We start from the raw sequence: 19,524 nt of genomic DNA, 5'->3' as shown, positions 1-19,524 counted from the left end.
GCAATCAGGCGTAATAGCCCAGGATCGATTTCACTTCCATGTACTCTTCCATGCCCTCGACGCCGTACTCGCGGCCGTTGCCGGACTGCTTGTAGCCGCCGAAGGGCGCCTGCGGGTCCCAGGCCGGGTAGTTCAGGTGGACCTGGCCGGACTGGATGCGGGCCGCCACGGCGCGTACCTGGTCCTTGTCGGTCCCCTGCACATGGGCACCCAAGCCATAGACGCTGTCGTTGGCGATGGCGATGGCTTCTTCCACGCTGTCGTAGGGCAGGATGGCCAGGACCGGGCCAAAGATTTCCTCCTGCGCGATCACCATGTCGGTATGCACGTCCGAGAAGATCGTGGGCCGCGCATAGTAGCCCTGCTCCAGCCCCTGCGGGCGTCCGGGACCGCCGGCCAGCAGCCGGGCGCCATCCTGCAGGCCGGCTTCGATCATCTGCTGCACGCGCAGGAACTGGGCGCGATTGGCCAGCGGGCCATGGGTGGTGGCCTCCTGCCACGGATCGCCCACCTTCATCTGCGCCAGCGCTGCCAGCGCCAGGGCATGCACGCGATCCAGCGCCACGCGGGGCACGATCAGCCGCGTGGGCGCGCTGCAGGACTGGCCCATGTTACGCAGGGCGGCCGCCACCCCGGGCGGGATAGCGCGTTCCAGGTCGGCATCCGGCAGCACCAGGTTGGGCGATTTTCCTCCCAGCTCCTGCGCCACGCGCTTGACGGTGGTCGCGGCCGCCTGCGCCACCAGCACGCCGGCACGGGTGGAGCCGGTGATGGAAATCATGTCCACCTGGGGATGCACGGACAGGGCCGCGCCGACTTCGGCGCCGGTGCCATTGACCAGGTTGAAGACCCCGGCCGGCACCCCGGCCTCATGCACGATCTCGGCAAACAGCAGCGCCGACAGTGGCGACAGTTCGCTGGGCTTGAGCACTACCGTGCAACCGGCCGCCAGGGCCGGGCCGACCTTGGCGGTGATCTGGTAGATCGGCCAGTTCCAGGGCGTGATCAGGGCGCATACGCCGATGGGCTCGCGCACGATGGCGGTGGTGCCGCGTGGGCGGATGAAGGGGTAGTCGGCCAGGTTGTCGCGGGCCACGCGCAGGTGCTCGGCCGCCAGCGGCACGTGGGCGTTGCGGGCGTAGCTGATGGGCGCGCCCATTTCCAGCGTGAGCGCCTGGGCGAACAGTTCGCTGCGCTCCAGCAGCAAGGCATGCACGCGGCCCAGCAAGGCGGCGCGCTCAGCCGGCGAAGTCGCGGCCCAGGCCGGGAAGGCCCGTCGTGCGGCCTGCACCGCATGGTCCACATCGGCAGCATTGCCCAGCGCGATCTCGCCGACCGCCGCTTCGGTGGCCGGGGCGATGACGCTGGCGCATTCGCTGCCCTGCGGGCGCACCCAGGCACCATCGATATAGAAATGCGCCAGCCGGGCGGTGCGGCCCAGGTGGTCCAGCGGAAGTGAGGCAGAGGCGTGGAGGGTCATGTCGGGATGTCCTTGGGTTGGGGGCGGTCCTGGTCGCAAAGCCAGGTGTTCACAGCAACGCGGTCGCCTCGACCTCGATCTGCAGACCGAAATGCAGAGCCGGTACCGGTACGACCGCGCGTGCCGGACGGGCAGCGCCGGCCCAGGCCGCATAGATCTGGTTGAACAGGGGCCAGTGCGCCACGTCGGTGAGGTAGATGCGCACCTGCAGAAGCTTGCCGATCTCGCTGCCGCCACCGGTGAGGGCGGTCTCGACATTGGCCAGCACCTGCCGTGCCTGGACTTCGAAGGACGCCTCGGTGAGCTTGTGGCCGCTGGCATCGATGGGCAGTTGGCCGGAGATGAACAACATGCCGTTGCCGCTGGCGACATGGCTGTAGTGGCCGCCGGGCGTGGCCAGGCCGACCGGGTTGAGGGTGACCGGGTAGCGGTGGGGATCGGTATCGTGATTCATGAGGTCCATTGATCGAAGTGAAAAGTCAGAAAACAGATAAGAAACCGGAAAGCAAAACGCTATGCGACCGCAGTTTCCCTGGATGGACTGTAGCCAGATGGCGCTCATCCATGTTTAATATCCGTTCAATTCACCATTAAGAGGTCTTTAATGCTGCAACTCGATGACATGCAACTGCTGCGCGCCCTTGGCGCGTCGTCTTCGCTGGCCGCCGCCGCTCGCCTGCTGGACCTGACGCCGCCTGCCGTCACGGTGCGCCTGCAGCGCATCGAGGACCGCATCGGCGTGCGCGTGGCACACCGCGCTGCGCGAGGCATCGCCCTGACCGACGAAGGCCAGCGCCTGGTGCAGGAGTCCATGGACATCCTGGAGCGCATCGAATCGCTCACCGCCAGCATCTCGCGCGAGGCCGATCGCGGCGGGTCCATTGGCGAGACCCAGATCAGCGGATCGCTGCGGGTGGTGGCCCCGTTCGGCTTCGGCCGCCGCCATGTGGCACCGCTGGTGCGCGATCTGCAGCGCAGCCACCCGCAGCTGGCGATTTCCCTGCTGCTGGCCGAGAGTCCCCTGTCGGCCGCCACCGGTGCCGATGCCGTGATCTCCATCGGGCGGGTCAAGGACTCTTCGTGGGTCGGGCATTTTCTGGCGCCCAACGAACGCTTCCTGTGCGCCGCACCGACGCTGGCACGACGCATGCAGCGCCTGAAACATCCGTCCGAACTGGCCGAGTATCCCTATGTCTGCCTGCGCGAGAACGACGACGACGTCAGTCGCCTGCGCTTCACTCCCGTGGACCGTGCCGGAGGGCGTACCGGCAAGGCCCTGACGGTCAAGCTCAAGGGCATGCTCTCGTCCAATGACGGCACCATCACCCGCGACTGGGCGCTCGACGGCGAAGGCTTCGTGGAGCGTTCCGAATGGGATTGCGCCCATCTGGTGGCCGAGGGCCGCCTTGCCCGCATCCTGCCCGGCTGGCAACTGGAGCCGGCCCCCGTCATGGCGCTGCTGCCCGGGCGCGAGGGCTTGACCACGCGCCAGCGGGTCTTCCTGGAAGCGGCCCGGCGCGCCTTCGATCCGGTTCCCTGGCGTCGCTGACAAGAGCCGCCGGAGGCCACGTCAGAAGTCCGCCACCTTGCCCCAGGACGAATCGTTGAAGCGATTCGGGTGATAGGGGCGCGGATCGACGATGGGCGTAACGCCACTGGCCAGGTCCGCGATCAGGTGCCCGGCGCCCGGTCCGATGCCGAAACCGTGGCCGGAGAAGCCGGCCGCCAGGATCAGCCCCGGGGTCTGCGGCAATTCGCCGATGCCTGGCACGCCGTCGGGCGTGCTATCCACATAGCCGGCCCAGGTATGGGTGACGCGGGCCTCTGCCAGCTCGGGCAGCAGTTCGATGGCGCGGCGATGGGTGGCACGGATGGACACCGGATCGGCCGGCGCATCCAGGATGCGCATGTGTTCCATCGGCGTGGGCGCATCCAGGCGCCAGCGCGACAGGCTCTCGTGACCACTGCGCCAGGCCTGCAGGCCACCCGGCGACAGATTGCGCCAGCGCTTGGCGAACATCGGCAGGAATTGCGGCGAAAAGCGCAGGAACTGCAAGGTCGGATCGACCCGCGCCCGACCGCTGATGGCCAGTGCATAAGAGCCGTCGCTGCGCCGCGTGACCGCCACACCCGAGGTGTACAGCGCGCCCGGCAAGGGCTCGTTGGTCGGCGCCACACTCATGATGGACTGCCGCACCGAGGCCTGCGGAAAACGGATGCCCAGCTGGTGGCAGAACGATGACGCCCAGGCGCCGCCGGCCAGGATGGCGGTGCGGGTCTTGATGACGCCGGCTTCGGTGATCACGCCGGAGACGCGTCCACCTTCGGTTTCGATACCACGCGCCGCGCATTGCTGGATCACGTGGCCGCCCAGCTTCATCACCGCGCGCGCCACCGCCGGTGCTGCCTTGCCCGGATCGGCAGTGCCGTCGGTGGGCGAGAACACCCCGCCCTTCCAGGGACGTCGGGTGGCGTGCCCACGTTCGGCGGCCTGTTTGCTGTCGAGCATATAGGTGGTCACGCCGGCGCTCTTGGCGAACTTGCCCCAGGTGGCCCAGCGATTGATTTCCTCGTCATCGTTGGACAGGTAGAGCAGGCCGCAGCGGGTGAAACCCGTGTCTTCGCCGCTCTCGGCGGCGAACTGCTCCCACAGGTCGATACTCTTGGTCGCCATGGGCAGCTCGCGGGCATCGCGGTTCTGCTGCCGGCACCAGCCCCAGTTGCGGCTGGACTGCTCGGCACCGATGCGCCCCTTTTCGACCACGGCCACCGAGATGCCGCGCTTGGCCAGGTAGTAGGCGGTGAAGATGCCGATGATGCCACCACCGATGATGACCACATCGGCCGCAGCAGGCGGCGTGGTCGGGCTCTGGACTTGGACGAGTGGGGGCGACATCTTACTTTCCCTCCCCGGCCGGCACGGTCTGGACCACATAGAACTTGGCCACGCGCTCGCTGCTCTCCCAGCCGATGGACGCACCCTGCGGCACGAACACGGCATCGCCCCGCTCCACCGCCACCACGCCGCCATCGGGCTCGGCGAAGCGCACCCCGCCATCGAGGATGTGCATGAATTCATTGACCGGATGGGCGCGCACGATACGGTGGTAAGGGGTGGAATCCCAGGTGCCGATCTTGGCGTGGATGGAGGTTTCATCGACCACGTTGTCGCTGCGGCATTGCGGGACCGGCCCCAGCAGGATTTCCTTGGGCAGGGAATTGGCCGAGGGCTTGAAGTCGGCCTCGGCCACCAGCGGGAACACGCCCGGCTGCACCGGTTGCGGGCAATCGGCGGCGCAGAACACCACCAGCGTCGGCACCGGGGCCGATACCCGCAGCGCGGCACCGGTGGTGAGCACCACACCGCTGTCGGGCTTGAGCACCAGCGGCGCGGCGCCCTCGGTCTCGACATGCAGTTCACCCTGCACCACCACCAGGGTTTCCTGGTGCGGGAAACGGGCGATATCGATTGCCAACGCGCCATCCAGGCGCAGCCGTCCGGCGCTCATGCCGCCGTTGCCCTGCCAGGCGATTTCACGCGAAGCGGCAAAGGGGTCGGCCTGACCCAGCGCGGCCGGGCGGAACGGGGTGGACAAGGGGGCGCCAGAGGCACGGTACAACACCAACGCTGCAGACATTTCTTCTCCTATGGGATGGCCAATGGACTTGGCCTTGAATTCGAATACCGGTGCCGGGATCAGACCGTCACGCCTTCCACCGGCAGCAGCGGCGCCTGCGCCTGCTGCAGGTCGGCGTCGGAGCGATGGCACAGGATCTCGCCGCCATGTTCCATGTTGCGGCGACGCGGCGGCACCACGTTACAGACACCATCCACCCGCAGCGAACAGCGCGGCAGGAAGGCACAGATCTCAGGCGACGGGTCGGCCGCGCCGATGGGCGGCAGCTTGTGCTGGCCGGCCCCGGCCACCTGTTCCAGCCAGCCCTGCTGCATGGCCGGGACCGACGACAGCAGGAGGTGCGAATACGGGTGGTAAGGCGGCGCCATCATCGCCTCGCGCGGGCGGTTGGCCACCATGCGACCGGCATAGAGCACCACGATGTCGTCACAGATGGCGCGCACCGTGCTGATGTCGTGGCTGATGAACATGTAGGACACCTGCAGCTCGCGCCGCAGCTCGGCCAGCAATTCCAGGATGGCGGCAGCCACCACCGTATCCAGGGCCGAGGTCACCTCGTCGCACAGGATCAGGTCGGGCTTGGCGGCCAGGGCGCGGGCCAGGTTCACGCGCTGCTTCTGGCCGCCGGAGAGTTCGGCCGGCAGACGGTCGATCACGCTGGAGGGCAGTTTGACCAGGTCCAGCAGTTCGGCCGTGCGACGCCGCATGGCATCGCCCTTGAGGCCGTGATAGAAGGCCAGCGGACGGTTCAGGATGCGGCCGATGCTGTGGGCCGGGTTGAGCGCGGTGTCGGCGTTCTGGAACACGATCTGCACCCGCCGGAACTGTTCGCGGGTGCGCCCCTCCAGGGTCGGCGAGAGGTTCTGGCCATCGAGCTGGATGCTGCCGCGCGCCGGGGCGATCATGCCGGCCACCGCGCGTGCCAGGGTGGTCTTGCCGGAGCCGGATTCGCCGATGATGCCCACCGTGCTGCCGCGCTGGATGGTGAGGTTGATGTCGTCCAGGATGCGCACGCCAGGCAGGCCCAGGCGGTCCGGGGCGCCGTAGCCGGCCACCAGGCCGCTGATGCGCAAGAGCGGCGCCCTGACCTCGGCCGGCATGCTGGCCGGCAGCACTTCACGTAGCTGCGCCACCCGCGTGGCCGGGGAGACGGCTGCGATCAGGCTCTGGGTATAGCTGTCGGCGGGTTCATGCAGCACCTGGCCGGTGCTGCCCATTTCGCGTACGGCGCCATCGCGCAGCACGATGATGCGGTCGGCCATCTGCGCCACCACGGCCAGGTCGTGCGAGACATAGACGGCGGTGGTGCCAAGTTCCTTGACCACCTTCTTGAAGGCGCGCAGCACCTCGATCTGGGTGGTCACGTCCAGGGCCGTGGTGGGTTCGTCCAGGATCACCAGTTCCGGGTCGGTGATCAGGGCCATGGCCGCCATCACGCGCTGCAGCTGGCCCCCGGAGACCTGGTGCGGATAACGGTCGCCGATGCTCTCGGGTTTCGGCAATGCCAGCGCGCGGAACAGCTCGACCGCCTTGGCGCGGGCGCTGGCCTTGTCCATCACGCCATGTTGCAGGGCACTTTCGATGACCTGATCCATCAAGGTACGCGCCGGGTTGAAGGCCGCCGCCGCACTCTGGGCGATATAGGCCACATGATGGCCACGCATGGCCAGCAGCGCCTTTTCATCCATCTGGTCGATCTGGCGCTGGCCGATGCGGATCCGGCCACCGGCGATCTGACAGCCGCTACGGGCATAGCCCAGCAGCGAGAGGGCGATGGTGGTCTTGCCGGAGCCGGACTCACCGATCAGCGCCAGCACTTCGCCAGGCGCCACGGTGAAATCGACGTTCTTGACGATTTCCACCGAGCTGCCATCGTCCTTGCGGGCGGTGACCCGCAGGCCCTGCACGTCGACCAGGGGCTGACCGGTCGGGGAGGCGGGCGTGCTGCCCTTCTTGCCGAGGAAAGTATCGAACTGCTTCACAGGCTTACTCCTTGGCAGCGCGCTTGCCGCGCAGGTTGTCGATCAGCAGGTTCACGCCGATGGTGAGCGAGGCAATGGCCAGCGCCGGCATGATCACCGCCAGGGCGCCCTCGCCCAGGCCGGAAATGTTTTCCCGCACCAGCGAGCCCCAGTCGGCATCCGGCGGCTGCACGCCCAGCGAGAGGAAGCTCAGGCCCGACAGCAGCAGCACCACGTAGACGAAGCGCAGACCGAAGTCGGCCAGCACCGGGCGGATCATGTTGGGCAGCATTTCGGTGGTCATGATGTACCACACGCCCTCGCCACGGGCACGCGCAGCCTGTACGTATTCCATGGCCTGCACATTGACCGCCAGCGAACGGGCGATGCGGTAGGCGCCGGGCATGTAGGTGATGGCCGCCGTGACTACCAGCAGCAGCATGGAAGAGCCGAAGGTGGCCACCATCATCAGCGCGAACATCTTGCTGGGGATCGAGATCAGGGCATCCAGGGCGCGGCTGATGACGGCATCGCGCCAGCCACCGGAGAAGGCCGCAAACAGCGCCACGGCCGTGCCGGTGGCGCTGGCCAGTACGGTCGCCGCCAGCGCCAGGCCGATAGTGGCGCGGGTGCCGAAGAGGATGCGGCTCAACATGTCACGCCCCAGGTAGTCGCTGCCCAGCAGGAACTTGTGGCTCATGCCGGAAAACACGTCGGTATCGACGATGGCCGTGGCGTCATAGGGCGAGATGCTGGGGCCGAGGATGGCCATGAGCACCCAGAAGCCGACGATGGCCATGCCGATCCAGGCCATGGTCGAGTGACGGCGCACGCGCTTCACGGGCGCAGAAGCGGGCACAGGCGCGGCGGCAGCTTCCCCGCCGGTGGAATCGTGGAGGGCTTTCATCGGGTCTTCAACCTTGGATTGGAAACAATGGCCAGCACATCGGCCGCCAGTACCAGCAGCAGGTAGCCGGCACAGAAGATCATCGAGCAGGCCTGCACCAGCGGCATGTCACGGGTGGTCACGGCATCGATCATCAGGGTGGCGATGCCGGGATAGTTGAAGATGCTTTCGACGATGATGACCCCGCCCAGCAGGTAGGACAGGCTCAGCGCGACCGCGTTGGCGATCGGGCCGATGGCGTTGGGCAGCGCATGGCGCAGCACGATGCGGGTACGCTTGACGCCTTTCAACAAGGCCATCTCGGCATAGGAAGAACGCAGCTGGTCGATCACGGCGGCGCGGGTCATGCGCGTCATCTGGGCCACGATCACGCAGCACAGGGTCAGCACCGGCATGGCATAGGCCTTGATGAAGGCCCCCAGGGTGGCGGCCTCGCCCGCATGCGACAGCGCCGACAGCCAGCGCAGCTTGACGGCGAAGATCATCACGGCCACGGTGGCGACCAGGAACTCCGGCACCGAGACCATCGACACCGCGCTGACGTTGACGGCGCGGTCGAAGAAGGAGCCCCGGTACATGGCCGAGAAGATGCCCAGGAACAGCGCCAGCGGCACCGATACCAGGGCGGTGACGGCGGCCAGCATCAGCGAGGCCGGCAGGCGCCCGCCTATCATCTGCGCCACCGGCACGTTGTTGACCAGCGACATGCCCGGATTGCCCGAGACCAGGTTGCCCAGCCAGTGGGCATAACGCAGCGGGGCTGGCAGATCCAGGCCGTACTGCAGGCGCAGCGCGGCCACCGTCTCGGGCGTGGCAGCCTGACCCAGCGCGGTCTGGGCGGCATCGCCCGGCAACAGGTTGGTGATGAAGAACACGCCGGCCGACACCAGCAACAGCGTCAGCACCGCCTGCAGCAGGCGGCGCACGATCAGACGCAGGACCATTCCATTCATAGCTATCCTCGGTAACCAGTGCCGGGACCGGCCGACTGTGCCGACCGGTCCCATGCGACTTGCACTGCCTTCATTGCGTCAGGCGCGAGACTTTCCCGTTCTCACGCATCCAGCCAGACGTACTCGGCACAGGTGTAGTTCATGAAGGCACCCAGCGGCACCGGATCGATGCCCTTGACCTTGGTGCTCATGCCTTCCAGGTTGATGATGAAGACCGGGATACCGATGCCGCACTTCTCGTGGATCATGGTCTGCAGATCGGCATACATGGACTTGCGCTTGGTGAAGTCGGTCTCGCCGCGTGCGGCCACCACCAGCTGGTCGAACTGGGCATTCTTCCAGCCTGATTCGTTCCACTGGGCATCGGACTTGAAGAACTGGGTCAGCAGGATGTCGGCGCTGGGGCGCGGATTGATGTTGCCGAAGCCGACCGGCACCTTCATCCACTGGTTGGACCAGTAGCCATCAGCGGGGACCCGCTTGACATCAAGCTTCAGACCGATCTTGGCAGCGCTCTGCTGCATCAGCACGGCCATGTCCACCGAGCCGGTGGCGGCCACCGAGGCCACGACCGGAATGGTGCTGCCCATGACACCGGCCTTCTCCAGGTGGAACTTGGCCTTGTCGGGATCGAAGGCGCGCTGCGGCAGGCCGGCGAAATAGAAGCGGTTGGTGGGGTCGATCGGCTGGTCGTTGGCGGTGACGGCGTAACCGCGGAAGGCGGCCATCTTGATCTGTTCGCGGTCCAGCAGATACTTCATGCCCAGGGTGAAATCCATGCTGCTGCCGGGTGCCACGTCCTGGCGCATGATCAGGTCGGTGTACTGACCCGACTTGGTTTCCATGACGGTATAGCCGGCGGTACCCTTGACGCGGCCGGTGGAGCGGGAGTTGACGTCGTTGATCCAGTGCACGTCGCCGGAGAGCAGCGCATTGACGCGGGCCGCCTCGTCGGGGATGCCGAACAGTTCGACCTCGTCCAGGTAGGGCAGGCCGCTCTTCCAGTAGTTTTCGTTGCGTACGCCGATGGTGCGCACGCCGGGGGTAAATTCCTTGAGCTTGAAGGCACCGGTGCCGTTGGCGCTGCTGAAGTTGGTGGTGCCGTCGCGCACGATCAGGAACTGCGCGGTCGCCAGGATCACCGGCAGGTCGGCATTGGCGCTGGTGAGCTTGATCTGCACTTCATTGGGGCCGGTGGCCTTGACCGATTCAATCTGGTCGGCCAGCACCTTGACCTTGGAGGCGGTGGCCGGGTCCTTGTGGCGCATGAGCGAGAACACCACGTCGGCCGGGGTGAGGGGCTTGCCGTCGTGGAAGGTCACGCCCTTCTTCAGCTTGACAGTCCAGGTGATGGCGTCGTTGGTGAGCATTTCCTCGGCCAGCACCATCTGCGGCGCCAGCTTGCCGTCCAGCTTGGTCAGACCGTTGTAGAACATGTGCGCCCGGGTGTAGTCGGTGGAGTGCGCGGTCTTGGCCGGGTCCAGGGTGTCGGCGGTGGAACTGGTCTGGGTGGCGATGCGCATCTTGCCACCGCGCTTGCCGGTCTGTGCTGCCTGCGCCATTGCGCTGCCGCTGGCCGTGAGCAGGCCGCTGCCGCCCACCGTCATGAGACTACCGGCCAGCAGGGTGCGCATCATGTCGCGGCGGGTGAAACCGCCCTGCGCATTTTCCAGCGATAGGTCGGTGATGATGGAGCCCTCTGCGGGGAGTCGTCCGTTTTCCTGCTTGCTCATGAAAAGCCTCACGATAAAAGTTCAACCACGAAGACCACCGGCCTGCCCTGGCGTCTGCTGTCGCAGATCCCTCCGCACAGGGCGTGCCACCTGATGGGGCCGGTCGCATGGATCGCAAGCCTGATGCCAGGCCGGCGACGACCGGAACACTGCTGTTACCGGGAGTGCCTGCGCACGGGCTGTGCGTGGGCGGCTCCCTTCCTGCTCCTGCCCGGCTTACAGCCCGAGCACGCCCGGCAGGCCGGAGATGTCCTTGATCTCGGTATAGCCGTAGTACGGCGTCGAGGGCTCATGGCCGCGATTGACGAAGACCTTGTTCTTGATCCCCATGTCGGACGCCGGCATGAGGTCGTAGCGCAGGCTGGAAGAAACGTGCAGCACGTCTTCCGGATTGCAGTTGAGGTTGTCGAGCATGTATTCGAAGGCGCTCAGGCGCGGCTTGTAGGCTTGCGCCTGCTGGGCGGTGAAGACCTTGTGGAAGGGCGCACCCAGTTGTTCGACGTTATGCATGATCTGGCTGTCGTCGGCGTTGGAGAAGATCACCAGCGGGAACTCCTTGGCCACCTTGGACAGGCCGGCCGGCACGTCGGCATGCGGGCCCCAGGTCGGCACGGCCTTGTAGAAGGCGCCGGTCTCCTCGTCGGTGGTCTTGATGCCCCAGCGCGCGCAGGTACGGGTGATGGCGTTCTTGCAGACCTGTTCGTAGGGCTTCCACTGATCCAGCACTTCATCGAGGCGATAAGCGGCGAACTGGCGCAGGAAGAAAGGCATGTCCTCGGCCGATACACGGTCGGCGTAGATCTTCTGCGCGGTTTCCGACATCTGGAAACGGGTCAGCGTGCCGTAGCAGTCGAAGGTGATGAATTTGGGCTTGAAAGTGCTCATGGAAAATCGTCCTGTCAAAAAAATGATCCTGCAAAGGGATGCGGCGAATTCTCTTGCCTGAGGTTCAATGCATGAGAAGGATTACAACATGGCGACACTTGCGGTTTATTCCTTTTTGACGGGGCCGCGAAACAGAAATATGTGTTTTCGACGGCCCAATCAGCATAGCTTGCCGAGCAGTGCAGCAATGCGAGCCGGGCGCGCTGCTTTGGGGCATTTTCACCAAACTGGTGCGGTTTCCGCCGGCAGGCTGGCGATCCGGAGGCAGGCAGGGTGTTGGCGCAGATGACCCCTGCCCGGGCAATCGCTTGCACCACACATGCGTAAATCATTTAGCAGTGAGGCATGCGGGGCAGCACCATGCTAATGCCGATGCCGCCCAATTTTGTGCCGAGATAGGGGTGCAGATCGCCATAAGATTGCGAATTCGCGGCACGGAAACCCTCCGCCGCATGCTGCCGATGGCGCATCATCGCTGAGGTGTGCCGACTGCCCGGCAGCTCCGCAGGCAGCACTCATATAGAACGCGATCACATGGATCGACACGTATTGATAAGGACAAGCTTCATGCACACTGAAAGCACGCTCGACACCACCCAGGCCGACCGCACCACGCTGCGCCCCATGCGCGCCACGGATCTGCCGGCCTGCCATGCCATGAGCCTCCATCTGCACTGGCCGCACCGCCTGGCGGACTGGCAGTTCCACCATCAGGTCAGCAGCAGCTGGGCGGTCGAACAGGAACAGCCTGATGGCACCCTCAATGTGGCCGGCAGCGGCATGCTGTGCCGGCTGGACGATGACTATGCGTCGCTGGGTCTGGTGATCATCGCTGATGCCCTGCAGGGACGCGGCCTGGGGCGCGCCATGATGCAGCGCCTGCTGGCCGATGCCGGCTCCCGCAACGTCATCCTCAATGCCACCGAGGCCGGACGCCCGCTGTATGAAAAACTGGGTTTCGTGGTCACCGATACCCTCAGCCAGCACCAGAGCACCACGGCCAGCGCGCCTGCCACGCTGCCGGCGGGCACGCACATCCGCCCGCTGCGCCCGGATGAAGTGCCGGCCCTGCTGGCACTGGATCGCCAGGCCAGCGGCATCGACCGCAGCGCCCTGCTGCAGGCCTTGTTGAAGCTGGCCGAGGTGGTCGTGCTGGAGCGGCAGGGACAGGTGGCGGGGGTGGCCTTCCAGCGCGAATTCGGCCGCGGCCGCGTGATCGGGCCGGTCATCGCCAGCAACGTGGAAGACGCCAAGGCGCTGATCGCCTATTGGGTCAACGCCTACCCGGGCGCCTACCTGCGCATCGACGTGCCGGGCCGTACCGGCCTCAAACCCTGGCTGCAGGAGATCGGCCTGACCTGCGTGGACGACGTGGTCAGCATGTGCCGGGGCACGCCGCCCAAGGCGGATCCGACCTGGCGCACCTATTCCATGATCAACCAGGCGCTGGGCTGAACGGCCGGCGCGACTCACCATGACCTTTCTCTACAAAGCCGACCCCGTGCGGGGCGCCGAATGGGCCGAGCTGTTTGCGCAAAAGGCACCGGAGCAGCCCTTCCAGATCTGGCCACACCAGGGCGATGACGCCAGCGTGCGCTACCTGGCGGCCTGGACGCCGCCGGACGATATCGCACGGCGCTTCCCCAACCTGGAAATCCTGTTTTCGGTCGGTGCCGGCATCGACCAGTTCGACATGTCCACCCTGCCGCCTGGGCTACCGGTGGTGCGCATGACCGAACCCGGGATTGCCGCCGGCATGGTGCAATACGTGACCCACGCGGTGCTGGGCCTGCATCGCGACAGCCGCCTCTATGCCCGCCAGCAGCGCGAACAGGTGTGGCGGGCGCATCGTGTACGGCCGGCCACGGCCTGCCGGGTCGGGGTGCTGGGCCTGGGCATGCTGGGCCAGGCGGTGCTGCAGCAGTTGCATGGACTGGGTTTCCCCTGCGCCGGCTGGAGCCGTTCGGCGCACCAGCTGGAGGGCATCGATTGCTATAGCGGCAGCGCGGGCCTGCGGGATTTCCTTGCACGCACCGATGTGCTGGTATGCCTGGTACCGCTGACCGACGATACGCGCGGCATCCTGTGTCGCGCACTGTTTGAGCAACTGCCGCGCGGGGCGGCGCTGGTCAATGTCGGCCGTGGCGGCCACCTGGTCGAGGACGACCTGCTGGCCGCCCTGGCTGATGGCCAGCTCAGTGCGGCGGTACTGGATGTGTGCGAGGTCGAACCCTTGCCGCCGGGCCACCCGTTCTGGTCGCATCCCGACATCGTGCTCACGCCCCACATCGCCAGCATGACCCAGCCCGACGGTGCCGTGGAAGCGGTGCTGGAAAACCTGCGCCGTCATCGTGCCGGCCTGCCGCTGCTGGGTCTGATCGACCGCCAGCGCGGTTACTGAGTCGGGAGGCGATGCCGCATGGCGAACAAAATGCCGATTGCCCACGCCAGAACGGCATGCCATGCCGCCGGCGCGCTGCAGTTCGCGCCACATCGCTTGCCGGCACGCCCTATCCTTGATGACATGGCGTGCTGCGTCAGCAGACGCGCCGCCCTGCCCCTATCCAACTGCCCGACATCCCGACCATGAAGCTGGAATCCTACTGGACCGATTCTGCCCCGCTGTATATCTCCCCCTCGCGAGAACTGCCAGCCCAGGTCGACGTGGCCATCGTCGGTGGCGGCTTTACCGGCCTGTCGGCGGCATTGGCGCTGGCCAGGCGTGGCGCCTCGGTAGTCGTGCTGGAAGCCGGCGCGCACGTGGCGGCCGAAGCCTCGGGCCGCAATGGCGGTCACGTCAACAACGGCCTGGCGATGGATTACGCGGAGGTTGCCGCCCGGGTCGGGATCGAACGCGCCCGCGCCTGGTACCACGCCTATGACGATGCGGTCGATACGGTGGCACGGCTGGTACAGGAGGAAGACATCGCCTGCGACTTCCTGCGCCACGGCAAGCTCAAGATGGCCACCCGGCCGCAACAGATGGAGGCCCTGCGACGCAGCGCCGAGCGCCTCTACGCCGACGGCGTGGACCGCGACATCGAGATCCTGGACGCCGCCCGCGTACGTGCCGAGGTGCAGAGCGAGCGCTTCCATGGCGGCATGCTCTACAAGCGCAGCGCCCAGATGCACATGGGCCGCTTCGCCTATGGCCTGGCGCTGGCGGCCGAACGCCACGGCGCGGCCATCCACACCGGCACCGAGGTACGACGGCTGGAACGCATCGGCGAGAGCTACGGACATCGGGTCCATACGCCCCGCGGCAGCATACTGGCGCGCCAGGTCCTGCTGGCCACCGGTGCCAGCCGTCACGGCGCCTACCGCAGCTTCGGCTGGCTGCGCCGGCGCATCGTGCCGGTAGGCAGCTTCATCGTGGTGACCGAGCCGCTGGGGGCCGAACGCGCGGCCAGCCTGCTGAGCCAACAGCGCACCTACACCACGGTGGCCAATATCCACCACTACTTCCGCATGACGCCCGATACCCGCCTGGTCTTCGGCGGACGGGCACGCTTTGCGATTTCCAGCCCGCAGTCCGATGCCGCCAGTGGCGAAATCCTGCGCCAGGGCCTGCAGCAGACCTTCCCGCAGCTCGGACCGGTGCGCCTGGACTATTGCTGGGGCGGGCTGGTCGACATGACCCGCGACCGCCTGCCGCAGGCGGGCGAACGCGATGGCCTGTTCTATTCCATGGGCTACAGCGGCCACGGCACGCAGATGTCGGTGCACATGGGCCAGTGCATGGCGCAGGTGATGGCCGGCGATGTGCTGGCCAATCCCTGGCGTGACCGCGAGTGGCCGGCCATCCCCGGTCATTTCGGGCCGCCCTGGTTCCTGCCGGTGGTGGGCATGTACTACCGGCTCAAGGATAAGCTGGCGTGAATGCCCTTTCGAATCCTCTTCACTTTGACTGAATGCCTGCCATGACTACACTCGAACTGCACCGCCAGGACCTGCTGCCCGGTGCCCACCTGATCGGCGCCGAATGGCGCGCAGCGGCTGACGGTCGCGAACTTGCGGTCAGTGATCCGGCCACCGGCAAGGTGTTTGCCAGCGTCCCCGACGGCAATGCCGCCGATGCCCGCGCCGCGGTGGATGCCGCTGCTGCTGCATTCCCGGCCTGGCGTGCCACGCCGGCCAAGCAGCGCGCCGCCATCCTCAAGCGCTGGAACGACTTGCTGCTGGCGCACCAGGAAGACCTGGGTCGCCTGATCTCGCGCGAGCAGGGCAAGCCGCTGGCCGAGGGGCGCGGTGAAGTGGCCTATGCGGCCAGCTATGTGGAATGGTTCGGCGAAGAAGCCACCCGCGCCAATGGCGACATCATCCCGGCCCCGGTCACCGGCCGCCGCATGCTGGCGCTGAAGGAACCGGTGGGCGTGGTCGCCACCATCACGCCCTGGAATTTCCCGGCCGCGATGATCGCCCGCAAGATCGCGCCGGCCCTGGCCGCCGGTTGCACCGTGGTGTGCAAGCCGGCCGAGGATACACCGCTGACCTCGCTGGCACTGGTGCGCCTGGCGCAGGAAGCGGGCGTGCCGGCCGGGGTGATCAACATCGTCACGGCCTCGCGCGAGCGCACGCCGGAAGTGGTCGACGTGTGGCTGGCCGACAGCCGGGTACGCAAGATCAGCTTTACCGGCTCCACCGCCGTGGGCAAGCACCTGGCGCGTCATTCGGCCGATACCCTCAAGAAGCTCTCCCTAGAACTGGGCGGCAATGCGCCCTTCATCGTCTTCGACGATGCCGATCTGGATGCCGCCATCGACGGCGTGATGGCGGCCAAGTTCCGCAATGGCGGCCAGACCTGCGTGAGCCCCAACCGCATCTACGTACAAGAGCAGGTCTATGACGCCTTCGTGGCCAGGCTGGGCGCCCGGGTGGCGGCGCTGAAGGTCGGCCCGGCCAGCGATCCGGCCTCGCAGATCGGCCCGATGATCAATGCCCGTGCCATCGCCAAGATCGACCAGCACGTGCGCGATGCCGTCGCCCGCGGTGCCCACGTGATCACCGGCGGCCAGCGCCTGCAGGGGCCCGGCTACGAAAGCGACAACTACTACGCGCCCACCGTGCTGGCCAACGTGACCGATGCCATGCAATGCAGCTGCGAAGAGACCTTCGGCCCGGTGGCACCGGTGACGCGCTTCACCAGCGAGGAAGAAGTGATCGCCGCGGCCAATGGCACGCCCTTCGGGCTGGCCGCGTATTTCTATTCGACCGATGTACGGCGCATCCATCGTGTCACCGATGCACTGGAGAGCGGCATCGTCGGTGTCAACGAGGGCGCGCTGGCGGCCGAGGCGGCCCCCTTCGGTGGCGTCAAGGAATCCGGTTATGGTCGTGAAGGCTCGGTGCACGGGCTGGATGATTATCTGCACACCAAGTACGTGTGCCAGGGCCAGCTGTGAGATCGCCGCTGTGAAATTGCAGCCCTGAAATCTCTGTACTACGTTACCTTCAACGAACCGACCAGGAGCCCCCATGCCAGCGCCGACCACCCCCGTCCCGAGCAGCGGCCAGGAAGCCTTGCCCGACCTGCGCCTGCGTGCCATCGCCGCCGATGACCTGGGCAACTGCCACCGGCTGTCGCTGCGCTTCAAGTGGCCACACCGGCTGGAGGACTGGAAATTCCTGTTGCAGATGGGCCAGGGCTATCTGCTGGAACACACCGCCGACGGTGCCGCGCTGCCGGTAGTGGGTTCGGTAGTGTGCACCTGCTACGGCGAGCAGCACGCGGTCATCGGCATGCTGCTGGTGCAGGCCGAGCTGCAGCGGCGCGGCCTGGGGCGGCGGCTGATGCAGCACACCGCCAGCCAGGTCAATGGCCGCAGCCTGGTGGTCAATGCCACCGCGGCGGGCATGCCGCTGTATCGGCAACTGGGCTTTATTCAGCAGGATGTGTTGCACCAGTTCCAGGGCTCGTCGGCGCAGCCGGTACTGGTCTCGCTGCCGCCCGGCGAGCGCGTGCGGCCGATGGGCAAGAACGATGTGCAGCGGCTGCTGGCGCTGGATGCGCGCGCCACCGGCATGGAACGCAGCAAGCTGCTGCTGGCCCTGCTGGAGATGTCGGAAGGCGTGGCGCTGGACCGCGATGGCGAGATGCTGGGCTTTGCGCTGGTGCGTCGCTTCGGCCATGGCCGTGTGATCGGGCCGGTGGTGGCGCCGGATGCCGAACGGGTCAAGGGCCTGATTGCGCACTGGATCAATACCTATTCGGATTCCTTCATCCGCATCGACGTGTTCGAATCGAGCGGTCTGCCGGCCTGGCTGGACACGCTGGGCCTGACCAATGTCGACCATGTCACCCGCATGTGCAAGGGTACGCCGCCGGCGCGCGATGCGGGCATGCAGTTGTTTTCCATCGTCAACCAGGCGCTGGGCTGAGGCCGCAGCCGGTCGCACGGGGCGCGCCGCAGAAAATGCCAAAGCCGCCCGCAAAACCCATGAAGATGCTTTTTGGACCCCGCATCTTGCGCATCCGCTGCGACCGGGCAGGCATAGCATAGAACGCATCCCGGTTGTGTTGCCCGCCTGGCACGACCTTGTTCAACGCCATCGTCAGCGAGTCCTCCTTCATGCAAACATCGACCCTGGCTGCCCTCGACCGCAGCCACCTGATCCATCCCGTGACCAACTTTCGCGAACACGAAGAGCTGGGTCCCATCATCCTCAAGTCCGGCCGTGGCGCCTACCTGACCGACCATCAGGACAAGGAACTGCTGGATGCCTTCTCGGGCCTGTGGTGCGTCAACACCGGCTATGGCCAGGAGAGCGTGATCCGCGCCGCCACCGAGCAGATGCAGCGCCTGCCGTATGCCACGGGCTACTTCCACTTCGCCTCGGAACCGGCCATCCTGCTGGCCAAGAAGCTGGTGGACATCAGCCCGGCCTCGCTCCGGCATGTCTACTTCACCCTGGGCGGATCGGACGCGGTGGATGCCGCCGTCCGCTACATCACGCACTACCACAACGCCATCGGCAAGCCGGCCAAGAAGCATTTCATCTCGCTGCAGCGTGGCTACCATGGTTCCTCTTCGGTGGGGGCGGGGCTGACGGCGCTGCCCAATTTCCACTTCAACTTCGATCTGCCGCTGCCAACCCAGCACTACCTGCCTTCGCCCTATCCCTACCGCAGCGAACTGGCCGACGACGCAGCTATCATCGCCGCCTCGGTACAGGCGCTGCGCAGCAAGGTGGCCGAACTGGGCGCGGACCAGGTGGCGGCCTTCTTCTGCGAACCGATCCAGGGTTCGGGCGGTGTGGTGGTGCCGCCCAAGGGCTGGTTGAAGGCCATGCAGCTGGCTTGCAACGAGCTGGGCATCCTGTTCGTGGTGGACGAGGTGATCACCGGCTTCGGCCGCACCGGCCCCATGTTTGCCTGCCTGGACGAAGACGTGCAGCCGGACCTGATGACCATGGCCAAGGGCCTGACCGCGGGCTACGCGCCGATGGGCGCGGTGATGATGTCGGACCGGGTCTACCAGGGCATTGCCGATGGCGCGCCCATGAGCACCGTGGTCGGCCACGGCCAGACCTATTCGGCCCATCCGGTCAGTGCGGCGGTGGCGCTGGAGGTGCTGCGCCTGTACGAGGAAGGTGGCCTGCTGGAAAACGGTCGTCGGGTCGAACCCCATTTCACAGCAGGCCTGCGCGCCCTGCTGGATCATCCGCTGGTGGGGGATGCCCGCAGCCGGGGGCTGCTGGGTGCTCTGGAGCTGGTGGCCGACAAGCACACCAAGGCGCGCTTCGCGCCCGAACTGAAGCTGCATGAACGCATCTTCAAGGTGGCCTACCAGCAGGGCCTGGTGTTCCGCGCCTTCGGCGACAACATCCTCGGCTTTGCGCCGGCGCTGTGCTATACACCGGCCGATTTCGAACTGATGTTCCAGCGGCTGAAGGCCATCCTCGATGAAGTGCTGGCCCAGCCCGAGGTGCGCCAGGCGCTCAAATAAGCCGCCCAATGCGAGTAAAGC

16 protein-coding genes are annotated in these 19,524 nt (G+C 66.4%); 7 read left to right on the top strand and 9 right to left on the bottom strand.

Features of this window, described 5'->3' with window-relative positions; genetic code table 11:
- Positions 1-4: 4 nt before the first annotated feature.
- Together HWE04_RS03385 and HWE04_RS03380 are read right to left on the bottom strand one after the other, a co-directional pair.
- A complete protein-coding gene (locus HWE04_RS03385; RefSeq protein ID WP_241811490.1) occupies positions 5-1,480 on the bottom strand; it encodes an aldehyde dehydrogenase family protein in 1,476 nt (491 codons plus the stop codon).
- Positions 1,481-1,529: 49 nt separating this feature from the next.
- Entirely contained in the window at positions 1,530-1,934 is a 405-nt protein-coding gene (locus tag HWE04_RS03380) for a RidA family protein (RefSeq protein ID WP_077236571.1), read from the bottom strand.
- A gap of 150 nt (positions 1,935-2,084) precedes the next feature.
- Between HWE04_RS03380 and HWE04_RS03375 the strand changes: the two genes are divergently transcribed.
- A complete protein-coding gene (locus HWE04_RS03375; protein WP_241811489.1) occupies positions 2,085-3,029 on the top strand; it encodes a LysR substrate-binding domain-containing protein in 945 nt (314 codons plus the stop codon).
- Positions 3,030-3,050: 21 nt separating this feature from the next.
- Here HWE04_RS03375 and HWE04_RS03370 read toward each other — a convergent pair whose 3' ends face one another.
- From HWE04_RS03370 to HWE04_RS03340, 7 genes are all read right to left on the bottom strand, one after another.
- Complete coding sequence (locus tag HWE04_RS03370) at positions 3,051-4,376, bottom strand: NAD(P)/FAD-dependent oxidoreductase (RefSeq protein WP_241811488.1); 1,326 nt, start codon at positions 4,374-4,376, stop codon at positions 3,051-3,053.
- A gap of 1 nt (position 4,377) precedes the next feature.
- A complete protein-coding gene (locus HWE04_RS03365; RefSeq protein ID WP_241811487.1) occupies positions 4,378-5,118 on the bottom strand; it encodes a cupin domain-containing protein in 741 nt (246 codons plus the stop codon).
- A gap of 59 nt (positions 5,119-5,177) precedes the next feature.
- On the bottom strand, positions 5,178-7,100 hold the full coding sequence (locus HWE04_RS03360) for an ABC transporter ATP-binding protein (RefSeq protein WP_241811486.1): 1,923 nt from the start codon (positions 7,098-7,100) through the stop codon (positions 5,178-5,180).
- Between the two features lie 4 nt (positions 7,101-7,104).
- The gene (locus HWE04_RS03355; RefSeq protein ID WP_006463790.1) at positions 7,105-7,986 is read right to left on the bottom strand and encodes an ABC transporter permease; all 882 of its coding nucleotides are present in this window, start codon (positions 7,984-7,986) and stop codon (positions 7,105-7,107) included.
- Positions 7,983-8,939 (bottom strand): ABC transporter permease, encoded by a 957-nt coding sequence (locus HWE04_RS03350; protein ID WP_077236575.1) that lies wholly within the window; start codon positions 8,937-8,939, stop codon positions 7,983-7,985. The genes HWE04_RS03355 and HWE04_RS03350 overlap by 4 nt, the downstream gene beginning before the upstream one ends.
- Positions 8,940-9,040: 101 nt before the next feature.
- Positions 9,041-10,672, bottom strand: coding sequence for an ABC transporter substrate-binding protein (locus HWE04_RS03345; RefSeq protein ID WP_241811485.1), 1,632 nt, complete (start codon positions 10,670-10,672; stop codon positions 9,041-9,043).
- A gap of 216 nt (positions 10,673-10,888) precedes the next feature.
- Entirely contained in the window at positions 10,889-11,557 is a 669-nt protein-coding gene (locus HWE04_RS03340; RefSeq protein WP_006463793.1) for a haloacid dehalogenase type II, read from the bottom strand.
- A gap of 567 nt (positions 11,558-12,124) precedes the next feature.
- Between HWE04_RS03340 and HWE04_RS03335 the strand changes: the two genes are divergently transcribed.
- The 6 genes from HWE04_RS03335 to HWE04_RS03310 all read left to right on the top strand — a co-directional run bounded on the left by HWE04_RS03335 (position 12,125) and on the right by HWE04_RS03310 (position 19,503).
- The gene (locus tag HWE04_RS03335; protein WP_077236577.1) at positions 12,125-13,012 is read left to right on the top strand and encodes a GNAT family N-acetyltransferase; all 888 of its coding nucleotides are present in this window, start codon (positions 12,125-12,127) and stop codon (positions 13,010-13,012) included.
- Positions 13,013-13,031: 19 nt separating this feature from the next.
- On the top strand, positions 13,032-13,958 hold the full coding sequence (locus HWE04_RS03330; RefSeq protein WP_077236578.1) for a 2-hydroxyacid dehydrogenase: 927 nt from the start codon (positions 13,032-13,034) through the stop codon (positions 13,956-13,958).
- 185 nt (positions 13,959-14,143) lie between these two features.
- Positions 14,144-15,436, top strand: coding sequence for an NAD(P)/FAD-dependent oxidoreductase (locus HWE04_RS03325; protein WP_241811484.1), 1,293 nt, complete (start codon positions 14,144-14,146; stop codon positions 15,434-15,436).
- Between the two features lie 41 nt (positions 15,437-15,477).
- Positions 15,478-16,959 (top strand): NAD-dependent succinate-semialdehyde dehydrogenase, encoded by a 1,482-nt coding sequence (locus HWE04_RS03320; protein ID WP_241811483.1) that lies wholly within the window; start codon positions 15,478-15,480, stop codon positions 16,957-16,959.
- A 73-nt stretch (positions 16,960-17,032) separates the two neighbouring features.
- The gene (locus HWE04_RS03315) at positions 17,033-17,935 is read left to right on the top strand and encodes a GNAT family N-acetyltransferase (RefSeq protein ID WP_241811482.1); all 903 of its coding nucleotides are present in this window, start codon (positions 17,033-17,035) and stop codon (positions 17,933-17,935) included.
- 191 nt (positions 17,936-18,126) lie between these two features.
- Positions 18,127-19,503, top strand: coding sequence for an aspartate aminotransferase family protein (locus tag HWE04_RS03310; protein WP_241811481.1), 1,377 nt, complete (start codon positions 18,127-18,129; stop codon positions 19,501-19,503).
- The last annotated feature ends 21 nt before the right edge of the window (positions 19,504-19,524 follow it).

The organism is Herbaspirillum sp. C7C2 (assembly GCF_022627865.1).
GTDB classification, from domain to species: domain Bacteria; phylum Pseudomonadota; class Gammaproteobacteria; order Burkholderiales; family Burkholderiaceae_D; genus Herbaspirillum; species Herbaspirillum frisingense.
This window is presented reverse-complemented; position numbering and strand designations above follow the sequence as displayed.

Coding starts and splice junctions, on each gene's coding strand:
- HWE04_RS03385 (WP_241811490.1), bottom strand. CDS start 1,480: ATGACCCTCCACGCCTCTGCCTCACTTCCGCTGGACCACCTGGGCCGC.
- HWE04_RS03380 (WP_077236571.1), bottom strand. CDS start 1,934: ATGAATCACGATACCGATCCCCACCGCTACCCGGTCACCCTCAACCCG.
- HWE04_RS03375 (WP_241811489.1), top strand. CDS start 2,085: ATGCTGCAACTCGATGACATGCAACTGCTGCGCGCCCTTGGCGCGTCG.
- HWE04_RS03370 (WP_241811488.1), bottom strand. CDS start 4,376: ATGTCGCCCCCACTCGTCCAAGTCCAGAGCCCGACCACGCCGCCTGCT.
- HWE04_RS03365 (WP_241811487.1), bottom strand. CDS start 5,118: ATGTCTGCAGCGTTGGTGTTGTACCGTGCCTCTGGCGCCCCCTTGTCC.
- HWE04_RS03355 (WP_006463790.1), bottom strand. CDS start 7,986: ATGAAAGCCCTCCACGATTCCACCGGCGGGGAAGCTGCCGCCGCGCCT.
- HWE04_RS03350 (WP_077236575.1), bottom strand. CDS start 8,939: ATGAATGGAATGGTCCTGCGTCTGATCGTGCGCCGCCTGCTGCAGGCG.
- HWE04_RS03345 (WP_241811485.1), bottom strand. CDS start 10,672: ATGAGCAAGCAGGAAAACGGACGACTCCCCGCAGAGGGCTCCATCATC.
- HWE04_RS03340 (WP_006463793.1), bottom strand. CDS start 11,557: ATGAGCACTTTCAAGCCCAAATTCATCACCTTCGACTGCTACGGCACG.
- HWE04_RS03335 (WP_077236577.1), top strand. CDS start 12,125: ATGCACACTGAAAGCACGCTCGACACCACCCAGGCCGACCGCACCACG.
- HWE04_RS03330 (WP_077236578.1), top strand. CDS start 13,032: ATGACCTTTCTCTACAAAGCCGACCCCGTGCGGGGCGCCGAATGGGCC.
- HWE04_RS03325 (WP_241811484.1), top strand. CDS start 14,144: ATGAAGCTGGAATCCTACTGGACCGATTCTGCCCCGCTGTATATCTCC.
- HWE04_RS03320 (WP_241811483.1), top strand. CDS start 15,478: ATGACTACACTCGAACTGCACCGCCAGGACCTGCTGCCCGGTGCCCAC.
- HWE04_RS03315 (WP_241811482.1), top strand. CDS start 17,033: ATGCCAGCGCCGACCACCCCCGTCCCGAGCAGCGGCCAGGAAGCCTTG.
- HWE04_RS03310 (WP_241811481.1), top strand. CDS start 18,127: ATGCAAACATCGACCCTGGCTGCCCTCGACCGCAGCCACCTGATCCAT.